12 protein-coding genes are annotated in these 14,317 nt (G+C 36.1%); 6 read left to right on the forward strand and 6 right to left on the reverse strand.

The genetic code is table 11. From position 1 onward, the window contains the following. Positions 1–29: 29 nt before the first annotated feature. The 6 genes from proS (at position 30) to BW932_RS13205 (ending at position 7,432) form a co-directional block, all read left to right on the forward strand. Positions 30–1,505 (forward strand): proline--tRNA ligase, encoded by a 1,476-nt coding sequence (proS, locus tag BW932_RS13180; protein WP_076388345.1) that lies wholly within the window; start codon positions 30–32, stop codon positions 1,503–1,505. Between the two features lie 146 nt (positions 1,506–1,651). Beyond that, the gene (locus tag BW932_RS13185; protein ID WP_076388347.1) at positions 1,652–2,962 is read left to right on the forward strand and encodes an OmpA family protein; all 1,311 of its coding nucleotides are present in this window, start codon (positions 1,652–1,654) and stop codon (positions 2,960–2,962) included. Positions 2,963–3,077: 115 nt separating this feature from the next. Next, on the forward strand, positions 3,078–4,418 hold the full coding sequence (locus BW932_RS13190) for an Nramp family divalent metal transporter (protein ID WP_076388349.1): 1,341 nt from the start codon (positions 3,078–3,080) through the stop codon (positions 4,416–4,418). A gap of 329 nt (positions 4,419–4,747) precedes the next feature. Then, on the forward strand, positions 4,748–5,287 hold the full coding sequence (locus BW932_RS13195; RefSeq protein WP_076388351.1) for a nucleotide exchange factor GrpE: 540 nt from the start codon (positions 4,748–4,750) through the stop codon (positions 5,285–5,287). A gap of 69 nt (positions 5,288–5,356) precedes the next feature. Further along, positions 5,357–6,472, forward strand: a complete 1,116-nt coding sequence (dnaJ, locus tag BW932_RS13200) for a molecular chaperone DnaJ (RefSeq protein WP_076388353.1) — start codon at positions 5,357–5,359, stop codon at positions 6,470–6,472. 99 nt (positions 6,473–6,571) lie between these two features. Beyond that, positions 6,572–7,432, forward strand: coding sequence for an alpha/beta hydrolase (locus tag BW932_RS13205; protein ID WP_076388379.1), 861 nt, complete (start codon positions 6,572–6,574; stop codon positions 7,430–7,432). 107 nt (positions 7,433–7,539) lie between these two features. Here the strand turns inward: BW932_RS13205 and BW932_RS13210 are convergent, their stop codons facing one another. From BW932_RS13210 to glgP, 6 genes are all read right to left on the reverse strand, one after another. After that, the gene (locus BW932_RS13210; RefSeq protein WP_076388355.1) at positions 7,540–8,229 is read right to left on the reverse strand and encodes a DedA family protein; all 690 of its coding nucleotides are present in this window, start codon (positions 8,227–8,229) and stop codon (positions 7,540–7,542) included. A 71-nt stretch (positions 8,230–8,300) separates the two neighbouring features. After that, the gene (locus tag BW932_RS13215) at positions 8,301–9,269 is read right to left on the reverse strand and encodes a sterol desaturase family protein (protein WP_076388357.1); all 969 of its coding nucleotides are present in this window, start codon (positions 9,267–9,269) and stop codon (positions 8,301–8,303) included. A 6-nt stretch (positions 9,270–9,275) separates the two neighbouring features. After that, on the reverse strand, positions 9,276–10,388 hold the full coding sequence (prfB, locus tag BW932_RS13220) for a peptide chain release factor 2 (RefSeq protein WP_076388359.1): 1,113 nt from the start codon (positions 10,386–10,388) through the stop codon (positions 9,276–9,278). 166 nt (positions 10,389–10,554) lie between these two features. Further along, positions 10,555–10,686, reverse strand: a complete 132-nt coding sequence (locus tag BW932_RS14460; RefSeq protein ID WP_262493370.1) for a hypothetical protein — start codon at positions 10,684–10,686, stop codon at positions 10,555–10,557. Positions 10,687–10,777: 91 nt separating this feature from the next. Beyond that, positions 10,778–11,884, reverse strand: coding sequence for an NAD(P)/FAD-dependent oxidoreductase (locus BW932_RS13225; protein ID WP_076388361.1), 1,107 nt, complete (start codon positions 11,882–11,884; stop codon positions 10,778–10,780). A 99-nt stretch (positions 11,885–11,983) separates the two neighbouring features. Further along, complete coding sequence (gene glgP, locus BW932_RS13230) at positions 11,984–13,639, reverse strand: alpha-glucan family phosphorylase (protein ID WP_076388363.1); 1,656 nt, start codon at positions 13,637–13,639, stop codon at positions 11,984–11,986. Positions 13,640–14,317 lie beyond the last annotated feature (678 nt).

Raw genomic sequence — 14,317 nt, forward strand, 5'->3', positions numbered from 1 at the left:
TAAATCAACAGATAAAATAATATATTATAATGGCAAAATTGACCTCGAGAGCAGAAGATTATAGCAAGTGGTATAATGAACTGGTAGTTAAAGCAGATTTGGCAGAAAATTCCGGAGTTCGCGGGTGCATGATCATCAAACCTTACGGTTATGCAATATGGGAAAAAATGCGCGATGAGATGGATAAAAAATTCAAAGAAACGGGTCATGAAAATGCTTACTTCCCCATTTTTATTCCTAAAAGTTTATTTGAAGCCGAAGAAAAAAACGCAGAAGGTTTTGCGAAGGAATGCGCCGTTGTCACCCATTATCGTTTAAAAACAGATCCAAATGATCCCAAAAAATTAATTGTAGATCCAGAGGCAAAATTAGAAGAAGAGCTTATTGTTCGACCAACTTCTGAAGCCATTATTTGGAATACCTACAAAAACTGGGTCCAATCGTACCGAGACCTTCCGATTTTAATTAACCAATGGGCGAATGTAGTGCGTTGGGAAATGAGAACACGGTTATTTTTAAGAACCGCAGAATTTCTGTGGCAAGAAGGCCATACCGCACATGCTACCAAAACTGAAGCAATCGAAGAAACAGAAAAAATGCTAGAAGTTTATGCGGATTTTGCAGAAAATTTCATGGCAATTCCAGTTATTCGTGGTATTAAAACACCATCTGAAAGATTTGCGGGTGCAGATGAAACCTATTGTATTGAAGCTTTAATGCAAGACGGAAAAGCGCTTCAGGCAGGAACTTCGCACTTTTTAGGACAAAATTTCGGAAAAGCTTTTGATGTGAAATTCACTAATAAAGAAGGGAAAATCGAACATGCGTGGGGAACTTCTTGGGGAACCTCTACTCGACTCATTGGCGCTTTAATTATGACTCATTCTGATGATTTGGGATTGGTTTTGCCTCCAAGTTTAGCTCCTATTCAAGTTGTGATTGTTCCTATTTTCAAAGGGGATGAACAATTACAACAGGTCAATGAAGTCGCATTTGAAATTCAAAGAAAATTAAAAGAGAAAGGAATTTCTGTAAAATACGATAACCGAACGGAGAATAAACCTGGTTGGAAATTTGCAGAATATGAACTCAAAGGTGTTCCGATCAGAATTGCAATTGGTGCAAGAGATCTAGAAAACCAAACCGTTGAGATCGCAAGAAGAGATAATTTGACCAAGGAAACCCAACCTTTAGAAAACATCGAAGTTTATATTGAAAATCTTCTTAAAACAATCCAGGAAGATATCTACAAAAAAGCATTAAATTATCGAGAGGAGCACATTACCGAGGTGAATTCTTATGAAGAATTTAAAAAAGTTCTAGAAGAAAAAGGTGGTTTTATTTCTGCACATTGGGACGGAACCGACGAAGAAGAAGAACAAATTAAAAATGAAACAAAAGCCACCATTCGATGTATTCCTTTAGAAAATACATTTGAAGACGGCATCTCATTAATTTCTAAAAAACCCTCTAAACAAAGAGTTATTTTCGCAAAAGCCTATTAATACAAATAATTTAACTTTATTAAAAATTCAATGTTTAAGCTGAATTAAGAATAATTATGCTAAACTTTATAAAAATTTTTATGAATTTGCTATTTGTTCATTAAATTGATTTATATTTGTTTTACTAATTTTAAAATTAAACTATTATGTCTTTAAACATCATCGATCTTATTAAAGGTCAATTAGGACCTGCTCTAGTTTCTCAAGCTGCCACACAGTTAGGAGAAAGTGAATCTGGTATTTCTAAAGCAATTAGCGCATTATTACCTGCAGTTGTTGGTGGTATGGCAAATAATGCTGACAAACCAGGGGTATTAAACGCAATTACTGGAGCCGCTTCTAGTGGAATCCTTGGTAACTTGTTGGGTGGTTCGTCTAATAATTCACTGATTACCACAGTACTTTCTGCTATTTTTGGTGATAAAGTTGGAGGATTGGTTAATGCAATTTCTAGTTTTTCTGGAATTAGCAATTCATCATCCAGTTCTTTATTAAATATGGTAACTGGAGCTACTCTAGGATCCGTAGGAAAATATGCAGCAGATAATAATTTAGGAGCTTCAGGATTAACCTCATTATTAGGGGATCAAAAAGGAATTGTTTCTTCTTTACTTCCTGCAGGTCTTTCAATGGCTACTTTAGGATTAGGAAACTGGTTCGGAAGTGATAAAGTAGATGCAATAAAAGAGAAAGTTTCTGTATCTTCTTTTGATGCGCCGAAAATTGACGTAAACAGAGGTGGAAACACTCACGTAAATGTGAACAAAAATGATGACAATAATGAAGGCGGATCCATTTGGAAATGGTTATTGCCTCTATTATTACTTGGTCTTGCCGCTTGGTTCTTATGGAAACAATGCGATAAAAAACCTGCAACAGAAACCACTACTACAGCAGATTCTACCGCAGTAGTAACTGACTCTACTGTTGCAAATGTTGCCGCAGATTCTACAGCTACAGCTGCTACAGCGACTGCAACAAAGACAGATGCAGAAATCGACTTGAATGGTGTTACCATCAAAGGATACAAAGGTGGAATGGAAGATTCAATGATTTCTTTCTTGAAATCTGGAGGCTACAAAAATGCTGCTGATGACGCTGCTTTAAAAGGTACATGGTACAATTTCGATAAAGTTAACTTTAAAATGGGTTCTTCTACTGAATTAGAAGCTGGTTCACAAGAACAAATGGATAATTTATTAGCCATCTTGAAAGCTTTCCCGGATGCAAAAATTAAAATCGGTGGTTACACTGATAAAGTGGGCAATGAAGCGAGCAATGTGAAACTTTCTCAAGCAAGAGCAGATTATATTAAAAAATGGTTATCTGACAAAGGTGTAGGTGCGCAAGTACTCGATGCTAAAGGATATGGTAGCGAACAAGCTACTGTTGCTGCAACAGCTTCTAACGAAGAAAGAAAAGTTGACAGAAAAATGGCCGTAAGATTTTCGAAATAATCTTCAAAATACTTCAATTAAATCCTGACTTCGGTCGGGATTTTTTTTGTTTAAATTTTGTGCCCTAAATATAATTCCTTAGATTTGTTAGACTAATCTAACATTCAATAATTCTATGACTTCAAAATTCCTCAAGCAGGGTTGGAGAAAGGAAAGATCTTCAAACTCTTTACCTGAGGTTTTCTCCAGTGTCAATGTTCCCAAAGATGCAGGGTTTTGGCGGAAACTCCTGGCTTTTGCCGGTCCTGGTTTAATGGTTGCAGTCGGATATATGGATCCCGGAAACTGGGCAACAGATATTGCAGGAGGCGCCCAATTCGGCTATACTTTGCTTTCGGTTATTTTAATTTCAAATCTTTTTGCGATTATTCTTCAACATTTATCTTTAAAATTAGGAATTGTTGCGGAGAGAGATTTGGCTCAAGCCTGTAAAGATCATTTTAATCCCACGACCAATTTTATATTATGGATTTTTTGCGAAATTGCAATCGCTGCATGTGATTTGGCAGAGGTGATCGGTTCTGCAATTGCCTTAAATTTACTCTTCGGCATTCCACTAACTTGGGGAGTTGCGATTACCATTGTAGATGTGTTTCTAATTCTATTTCTGCAAGCCAAAGGTTTTCGAGTGATTGAAAGTATTGTTGCTGGTCTGATCGTCGTGATTTTCGGGTGTTTTGCTTATGAAATCATCTTGAGTAAACCTGATATCTTTCCCATTTTAGCGGGAATTGTTCCTCAAAAAGAAATCATCACCAATCCAGGCATGTTGTATATTGGGATCGGGATTTTGGGGGCGACCGTAATGCCGCACAACCTGTATTTGCACAGCAGCATTGTACAGACCAGAAATTACGAAAGAACTCCTTCAGGGAAGAAAGAAGCCATCAAATTTGCGACGATTGACAGTAGTGTTGCTTTGTTCCTGGCATTTTTTATCAATGCCGCCATTTTGATCGTTGCCGCAGCTACTTTTCATATGACAGGAAATAAAGATGTTGCTGATATTCATGATGCGCACAAAATGTTAACGCCAATTTTGGGTACCACTTTCGCAAGTATCTTTTTCGCAGTCGCCCTTCTCGCTTCTGGACAGAACTCTACCTTAACGGGAACTTTGGCAGGACAAATCGTAATGGAAGGTTTTCTGAATATTCGTTTGAAACCGTGGTTGAGACGATTGATTACGCGATTAATTGCGGTAATTCCTGCGCTGATTGTTACCATTCTTTACGGGGAAAAAGGAACGACTGATCTGCTGGTTTTGAGTCAGGTTATTCTTTCTATGCAATTGAGTTTCGCTGTCATTCCTTTGGTCATGTTTACTGGATCAAAGCTAAAAATGGGCGAATTTGTGAATAAATTATGGTTGAAAATTTTAGTGTGGGTAATCGCAGGAATTATTCTTATTCTTAATTTACATCTTCTGTTTCAGACTTTTTTCCCTTCCCATTAAAGGCTTTTTACGCACCGGATTATATTTCAACTAAAGACAATGGAGAAATTTTCCTTTTTGCGGCATAAAGTTCAACTTCGATTGCTCATTGATCATAATTAAATATTTCGCGCTAAAGTTCACCACGATTGATTCCCTTTTGATTAAGATAATGTCGGTCGTTCATTCAATTTTAACTTCCGTGAAAACTTTATTGGTAAATTCTACCTCTTTTCTCTGCTAAAATTTCCTGTTATTAGAGCGTGCATAAAGCCATTGTCTGCCGAATTGTCCTAAATTGTTCTTTGGCAAAATCTTTGCGAATTGATGGATATTAAAAAAATAAAATTATGTCAGAAAATCAAGATATACAGGACGATCAATTGCATACTTCTGGGGAAATGAACGAGGGAACTGAAAAGGAAACGGTAGAAAATGTGACAATTGCACCTTCTACGGAAGAACTTTTGGCAGAGGAAAAAGATCGCTACATTCGTCTTTTTGCTGAATTTGAAAACTATAAAAAAAGAACGGCCAAGGAAAAAATGGATTTCTTCCAGTACGCGAATCAGGACATGATGATTTCGATGCTTGGAGTTCTGGATGATTTCGAAAGAGCATTAAAGGAAATGGCTAAAAACGCCAACGAAGCTGATTTGCAGGGCGTAGAACTGATCTATCAAAAATTCAGAAATAAATTGACGGAAAAAGGATTGAAACCAATGGAAGTTAACGCTGGAGAAGATTTCAATGTAGATTTTCATGAAGCGATTACCCAGATTCCAGCACCTTCCGAGGAACTGAAAGGTAAAATTGTAGATGTTATCGAGTCGGGATACGCGTTGAACGACAAAGTGATCCGTTTTGCAAAAGTAGTTACAGGGAAATAAAAATATTAATGATAAAGATAATTGATGAACAGTTAATTATCTTTTATCTTTTATCAATTATAAAGGAAGATGTCAAAAAAAGATTATTACGAAGTTTTAGAAATCTCTAAATCTGCCTCACCTGAGGAAATAAAGAAAGCGTACCGAAAAATGGCGATTAAATTTCACCCGGATAAAAACCCGGGAGATAGCGCCGCAGAAGAAAAATTTAAAGAAGCAGCAGAAGCTTATGAAGTACTGAGCGACGGGAACAAAAGAGCCCGTTATGATCAATATGGTCACGCCGGAATGGGTGGTGCTGCAGGTGGATTTGGCGGTGGCGGTTTCGGTGGCGGAATGAATATGGATGATATTTTCAGCCAGTTCGGAGATATTTTCGGTGGTCATTTCGGTGGCGGTGGAGGATCTCAGCGACAGCAATTGCGTGGTTCTAACCTTCGCGTGCGGATCAAACTGAACTTAGAAGAAATCGTGAACGGAACCACGAAAACCATTAAGGTAAAGAAAATGAAACTGGCTCCTGGAGCTACCTCAAAAACGTGTACGACTTGTCACGGAAGCGGAGTTCAGGTAAAAGTGATGAATACGATGTTCGGACAGATGCAAACGCAGGCGCATTGCTCGACTTGTCAAGGAGTGGGTAAAATTGCGGATAAAATTCCTGCGGGTGCAAATGCACAAGGTTTGATCAAAGAAGACGAAGAAGTAACCATTAATATTCCGGCGGGCGCAAGAGAAGGAATCCAACTCAGTGTTCGTGGGAAAGGAAACGATGCCCCTTTCGGCGGAAATCCCGGAGATTTATTGGTGGTCGTAGAAGAAGAAATTGATGGCACCATCAAACGGGAAGGTGATAATCTTCATCAGGAATTGTATGTTTCTTTTGCAGAAGCTGCTTTGGGAACACAAAAAGAAATCCCAACCGTTGGTGGAAAAGTAAAAATAAAGGTTGATGCGGGAACACAATCGGGTAAAATCCTGAGACTTTCAGGAAAAGGTTTACCGAGCATCGATAGTTACGGAAAAGGCGATATGTTTGTTCACATCAATGTTTGGACGCCACAAACCCTTTCTCCGGCGCAAAAAGATTTCTTTGAAAATCAAATTAAAAACGGTGAGATGATGGCAGAACCATCTGGAAAAGAAAAGACTTTTTTCGATAAAGTTCGGGATTTGTTTAATTAAATGATAAAGAGACTTTTCGAAGTCTCTTTTTTTTATTGGAAGCATGATGATAAATAGTTTTCAAATCTATTTTAGCATTAAATTGGTTACATGAGAAGCATGAAGAAATTAATTTTAAATTATCATTTTTGGGTGATCGGAATTGCGGGAATGATGATCAGTTCCTGTTCTACCAAATTTAAAATAACGGAAGAAAATGGGTCGAAGAAATTATACAACATTAAATATGGCGATCACCAACAGCAGCGCATGGATGTATTTCTTCCCGCAAATACTTCGCCAGAAACGCGGGTCGTAATGATTGTTCACGGCGGTGGTTGGAAATTTGGTCATAAGGAACACATGAAAATGATTCAGGATTTCCTGTTCACCAACAATATTGCGAGCATCAATATCAATTACCGATTATTGAGAAAAAACATCAATTACCTGCATCAGGTGGAAGATATTTCAAAAGCAATTTCCAAAAGCAACGAGATGGCCGAAAGGTGGAACTTGAAACCCAGCAATTACATTCTTTTGGGAGAAAGTGCTGGAGGACATTTATCGCTTCTCTATGGCTACCAAAACCCACAGGAGATTAAGAAACTGATTTCGATGAGCAGTCCCACCGATTTTTATTCTGAAAGCTACCAAAAAAGCAAATATTATAAGCGAACGAAAGGCGTTTTTCAGAAAGTAGTTGGTGAAAAATTTGAACATCAATTAGAAGCATTCAAAAAGGCGAGTCCGATTGCGCACGTCTCAAATATCCCGACTTTAATATTTCAGGGAGATCGGGATTTTCTTGTGAATAAAAATCAGGGATTGGCTTTGGATGCAGTTCTAACTTCAAAAAAAATTCCGCATCAATTGGTTTACATGAAAAATTCTGGTCATGTTCCGAGATTCGTGAAAAGAAAGCGTGATTCTTTTATCTTTCCCAATATTTTGGCTTTTATAAAAAATGATCATCATTAAAGATTTTAAGATCAACCCGAAATACATTGAAAATCATCCCCTTTCATCAAAAAAAACAGCACCTCGAAAAGTGCTGTTTTATATTTAAAAACCAATGGTTTGTATTCTTAATTCTCGTTTTCAGTTGCCGCTTCCTCTTTCTTTTTACCGAAGAAAAATTTAGCGATAATCGGAACTGTGGTAATCAAAACAATGATGATGATAATCACTTCTAGATGAGCTTTAAGGTCGATATCAAATTGGTTTTTAAACAAGGCATCTAAATAATGTCCTGCAAAAATGAGCGAGAACGACCAGAGAAACGCTCCAATAATATTGTCGATGAGAAAACGTTTTTTATCCATTTTAACAATTCCGGCAACAATGGGTGTGAAAGTTCTGACTACTGGTAAAAACCTTGCCATAATTACCGCCAATGCACCGTGTTGTTCAAAAAAATCGTGGGCCTGAAAAAGGTATTTCTTTTTGAAAAGGAAAGTATCTTCTTTTTTATAAAGAGCAGGACCTGCTTTTACGCCAAACCAATAACCGACTTCATTACCGATTACTGCTGCAATAGCAACCGTACTTGCTAAGATGGTTGTATCTAAAAAATCGCTTCCGGTGGAGCCGAAAGTTTCTTTGATAATTTCTACGGCATAAATTCCGGATACGAACAGCAAACTATCTCCTGGTAGAAAAAAACCAACGAATAATCCTGTCTCCGCAAAAATGATGAATAAGATGAGCCAGAAACCGCCCATTTGTATATAAAATTCCGGATTGAGTAAATCCTTCCAACTTTCTAAATTTTCCATAAATAACGATTGACGCAAAAATAGGTTTATTTAAATCCAAAATAAAATAATTTGGAAAGTTTAACAAAAATTTATTTTAAGTTTTTTTGAAGGGTTGAAACTCTCTCATCTTTACCGATATGTTTCCAGCCGGGAGCTTTGAAAATATAGGAAAATTTGGACTTCAAATCGGGAGCGTTTTTTACATCTCTCATCATATTTCTAAATTCATCAAAAACAATATTGAAAACGTTATGAGTTTTGATATCATGTAAAATTCCGTAATCGTGGGTTTTTGAGTTTTCAGATTGATACGTTCCGAAAAGATGATCCCAAATCATTAAAATTCCGCCATAATTTTTATCTAATTCTTCTATTTGCCGGGAATGATGAACCCGATGGTTGGATGGCGAATTGAAAATTTTATCGAACCAACCGAGTTTTCCGATCGCATTGGTATGCGGCCAAAACTGAAAAATTAAATTAAACTGATGCATCATCGCAATCATAATCGGGTGAAAACCTACCAAAATAAAGGGAACATACCAAATATCACGGTATGCGATTTCGAACCAACCTTGTCGCAAAGCCACCGCAAAACTCAGATGTTTCGCCGAATGATGATTCACATGACCCGTCCAAAAGAGCCTGATTTGATGACTTAATCGGTGATGCCAATAAAATCCAAAATCCTGCACAATCAATACTAAAAGCCACAACCACCCATGATTGAGGTGCCATTTTAAAGTAATAAAATCATTGAAATTTTTAATTCCAAAAAAATCGGTGATTCTGAAGTGATTGTAAATCCAAAAGAAATAAGACAACGAAATTGCCTTCATTCCAAAATCTAGAAAAACAGCTCCTAAACCTAGTCCAATGCTGGAAAGTTCGTCTTTGACTAATTTTTTGGTAAAAAGTTTTTGTGGAATTTGATACAGAAAAGTTTCGCCCAAAATCAACAGAATAAATCCCGGAACAAAATACGTCACCGGATCGGTAAAATCTAGTGGACTAAACAATCCGTGGTTGTTGAAAAACTGAGAAAGACGTTCTTTCATAAATATTTACAAATCCAAATCATCATCCGAAACTGCGGTTCCATCTGCCATTAAAAATGCTTTCAAAAACGGCGTGATATCGCCGTTCATGACACCATCAACATCTGAAGTTTCATGTCCGGATCGCACATCTTTTACTAATTTGTAAGGATGCATTACATAATTTCGGATTTGGCTTCCCCACTCTATTTTCATTTTACCGGCTTCAATTTCGTTTCTGGCTTTCATTCTTTCGGCGAGTTCCATTTCATACAAACGGGATTTCAGCAATTGCATGGCTTTTTCTTTATTCTGTAGCTGTGATCTGGATTCAGAATTCTCGATAATAATTCCGGATGGAGCGTGACGAAGACGAACCGCGGTTTCAACCTTATTCACATTTTGTCCTCCTGCACCACTCGAACGCATGGTTTCAAAGGAAATATCGGCAGGATTAATATTGATTTCAATGGTGTCATCAACCAAAGGATAGACGTAAACCGAGACAAAACTCGTGTGGCGTTTTGCATTAGAATCGAATGGAGAAATTCTCACCAAACGATGCACTCCATTTTCACCACGCAAATATCCGAAGGCAAATTCGCCATCTATTTCTAAAGTTACGGTTTTCACACCAGCAACTTCACCTTCCTGAAAATTGAGTTCGCGTAATTTGTAACCTTGTTTTTCTGCCCACATGCTGTACATTCTCATGAGCATTTGTGCCCAATCGCAAGACTCTGTTCCACCTGCTCCCGCGGTAATTTGGAGAACAGCAGAAAGTTCATCGCCTTCATTAGACAACATATTTTTGAACTCTAAATCTTCGATTTTTTGTAAAAGTATCGGGAAAGATTCGTCGAGTTCCTGTTCGGAATCGGGATCTTCTTTTGCAAAATCAATTAAAACTTGAATGTCTTCAAAACGCGCAAAAATTTCTTCATAATCATTGACCCACTTTTTTTTGGAACGAAGTTGCTTCATAAAAATCTCCGCTTCTTTTGGTTGATCCCAAAATTCCGGAGAGAGTGTTTTCTCTTCGTCGTTAGAAACTTCTATTTTTTTCTTTTCAATTTGAAGATATTTGTACAGTTCACTAATTCTGGCTTGAATATCTTTTATCTGGTCGCTGTTGATCATAATGCAAATTTAATGAATTTTTTGCCGACGAATTTCACAGATTTTTATAGATTTTTTTTTACAATACTCCGATAATTTTTGTGATGAACTTTTTATCGATTTGGATAGTGTCGAAATTGACCAAAATACCCAATTTCAAACCTGTAAGTAGAAGATAAGTATGTAATTATTTTTGATGAACCTTAATCGAAAATTGACTTTTTACTCTAAATCCATCATCTTCACCTTCGTACGATGATACATTTTCACAAACATTTACCCACAAACCATGATCAATTTCTTTTCCAACATCAAACATTGATTTTTTTTTTTTTAAACAAGTAATTTCATGAAAATCCACATGAGTACTATTTTTTTCATCTCATTTAGAATCTGTGATATTAAGGAAACTATAATAAATCACCCACCATTTCACCAATTTTTGGCGCTAAAGCAACCCCCATTCCGGAAAGGCGAACTGCTACAATTTGCCGATTAGAAATTTGATTTACAATCGGAGATTTTTCTTTTCCCATTGCCATTATTCCCGACCAACGCTGCGAAATTTCGAATTCTTGGTTTGGCAAAATAACTTCTTTCAAAAAATTTTCTAAATAATTTTGAAGAAATTCTGTCGTTTCTAAAGCCGTAGTTTCTTCGGTTTCAAAATCTTGATTTCTCGCGCCTCCTAAAAGAATTCGATTTCCTAAATTTCGGAAATAAATGTAACCTTCATCATAATGAAATGTTCCTTTCAACTGCAAATTTTCGAGTGGTTCTGTGAGCAGAATTTGACCTCGAACAGGTATTAAATCTACCTCTGAAATTAAATCTTTTGCAAAAGCATTGGTTGCAATCACCAATTTTTGAGTTTCAATCTGGAAAAATTGGGTAATAATCTGAACTTTATTTTCGTCTTCCAAGATTTTCAAAACTTCCGTTCCAAAAAGAAATTCAACTCCCAAACTTTGACTTTTTTCTAAAAGTTTCTGTAATAATTTCCCCGAATGCAAGGAACCTTCGCAAGGATTTTCGACTAAAAACTCCGTCTTTTGAAGTCCAAATTTTGCAATTTGATCTTGATTTAAAAAGAAGGTTTTTTCTAGACCAGTGATTGTTTTTAATTTTTCATTGACTTCATCAATTTGTTGCAAAGCTTTATTATCATTTAGAATTTCAAAACCGCTGCACCTCTCGAAATCGATTTCTTCGGCTTTAAAATAATGCTGAATTTTATTTAAACCTTCAAAACGCATCTTTACCAACTCCAACGTTTTCGGCCATCCCATTTTCTCTGAATCCGAAATAATTTCCGTCAAACTCCCGAAACAGGCAAAACCTGCATTTCTGGTCGAAGCTCCCATTGGAATCGAGCTTCTTTCAATGATCAATACTGATTTTTCCGGAAACTTTTCTTTTAAAGAAATTGCAGACCATAAACCTGTAAAACCAGCACCAATAATGATAATATCGCGATTTCTATAAAAAGTTTCTAATTCCCAAACACTTGGATTCATAAGGGTTTCATTTTATATTAAGGGAGCTTAAAAATAAACAAAAAAATCCGTCTCATGATTACACGAGACGGATTTTGAATCAACTTCAATGAAAGTTAATTATTGATAAATTTGTTGGTAATATTCATCTGCCATTCGATCAGAATTGAAAGCTAATTTTACATCATCCATTGCATTTTGCTGAACTTTTCTCCATTCATCTGGACGATCATAATACATAGGAAGAATTTCGTTTTCTAAAACTTGATAAAGATTTTCTAAATCGAAATTATTTTGGTCGTAAACACTTGTATTGTCATAATCAGCTTGTGGCGTCACAAAACCGTTGATTCCGTTTTTAGCAAACTCCGGAATCCAACCATCATCCGTTGAAAGATTCACAGAACCGCACATTGCAGCGGTCATTCCTGAAGTTCCTGAAGCTTCTCTCGGTACTCTTGGATTATTTAACCATAAATCAGAACCTTGTTTCAATGATTTACTTAATGACAATTCATAACCTGTAAGAACTGCCATGTTTTTGTAATATTTGCTTTCTTCTACCAAAGTATTGAAGGTAGAAATGGCTGAATAATCCATCGGGTAAGGTTTTCCTGCCCAAATAATTTGTACGGGATATTTCGGATTGTTCAATAATTTTTCAAACCTTACTTTATCGTGCAATAATAAATCTGCTCTTTTGTAGCCTGCAAATCTTCTTGCCCAAACAATGGTAAAAATATTTGGGTTGAAAAGGTTTCCGGTTTGATCAGCGACAATTCTAAACATTCTTTTTTTCAAATGCTTTTTTCTAAAGTCGAAAAGGACTGCATCATTATCATCTTTGGCATCATACAAAGGTCGATCTGCCCAATATTTAAAATCCTGTGCATTGGTAATGGCTTTAATTTCACAAATTCCGGGATATTTGCTCCACATTTTACGGGAAACTACACCATGAAGTTGGGAAACACCATTGGCAACTCTTGCCATTCTGAGTGCACAAAGTGAATGATTGAACCGGTCGTCTTCTACTCCTTCAATTTTTTTTACTTCATTTAAACTCAAACCAGAGAAATAAGACATATCGTGACACAAATTAATATTGTGCTTTTCATTTCCTGCTTCTTCCGGAGTATGGGTTGTAAAGACTAATTTCTCTTTCACTTTCGCCAAATCGCCGCCGAATTTTTTAAGTAAATAAAATGCAGCCGGTAATCCGTGTGCTTCATTTAAATGATAAACATCGCGCTCGAAATTCATCACATCTAATAATTTTGCGCCGCCTTTTCCGAGCAGAATATACTGTGCGATTTTGGTAGATTCGTTGGCGTCGTATAAACGGTGACAGATTGTTTTTGAAATATGATCATTTTCCGGCACATCTGTAGAAAGAAAAAACATCGGTGCAGTATGGAAAGTTTCAGGATTCAGGTAATAAACCTTTACCCAAACTGGTGCTGAATGAATTTCGATCTGAAATTTAATTCCGGTATCTTCTAAAAAAGAATACATTTTTTTCGTCCAAGTTGGCTGCAAAGTTTGATCGTGATTTCTGGCTTGATCGTAATAACCAAATTTCCACAAAATACCGATTCCTACTAAATTCTGTTTTAGGTTGTAAGCACTTCTCATGTGAGAACCTGCTAAAAATCCTAAACCACCAGAATAAATTTTCAAGGCTTGATCGATGGCAAATTCCATTGAAAAATAGGCGACTTTTTGACTATATTTAGGGTTGATGCTGAATGGCATCGCAAAGTTTTTAAAATCCATTTTAGGCTGTTGTTAAAATTAAGATGCAAAGGTAAATATTTTATAGCCTGTAGAAAATTATTCATGTTAATTTTCATAAAACTTAATTCTTATCATATTTTCTGCAGTATTCTAGGAATAATATCATCATCATTCCAAAGCAAAATGCCAATTTTAATGACCACTACAGAAATGAAAATAAGAACGATCATTCAATTTAAATATGTTATAAAAAAGACCATTAAAAAAAGTAACAAAATGGGTTGAGAAAATTAAGATAACAAGTTGTTAAAAATTTTCCACAGAAAAAAAGAAGGATAAACAGCAATTCGGAATCAATAAAGCCAACTCGAAAGTGGAAAGCTTCAAAAAATTAGATTTTTACTTTACCACAAAAGATTTTCACGAGCAGGAAGAATTCGATTTAGAACGACTTCTATGATTTTCTTGTAAAACCTAAAAAAGGGCATCACTATGGAGTTCGATGTTGTTTTAAATACGAACAAAAACAAATTTTAAAACAAAATATTTAGCAAAATAAATCGTACAATTTATTTTTGGAAGAGATCATTGAGATAGAATCGAAATTAAAAACTTGATGTATTGTAATCTCACCCATCTTAGGCACACTCAAAAGTAGAGTTTTTTGTTAATAATTTATTGTTGTCATTGTTAAAATTTTGTTGGAATGTGGGAAAC

The sequence above is a fragment of the Kaistella chaponensis genome, assembly GCF_900156725.1.
GTDB classification, from domain to species: Bacteria; Bacteroidota; Bacteroidia; order Flavobacteriales; family Weeksellaceae; genus Kaistella; species Kaistella chaponensis.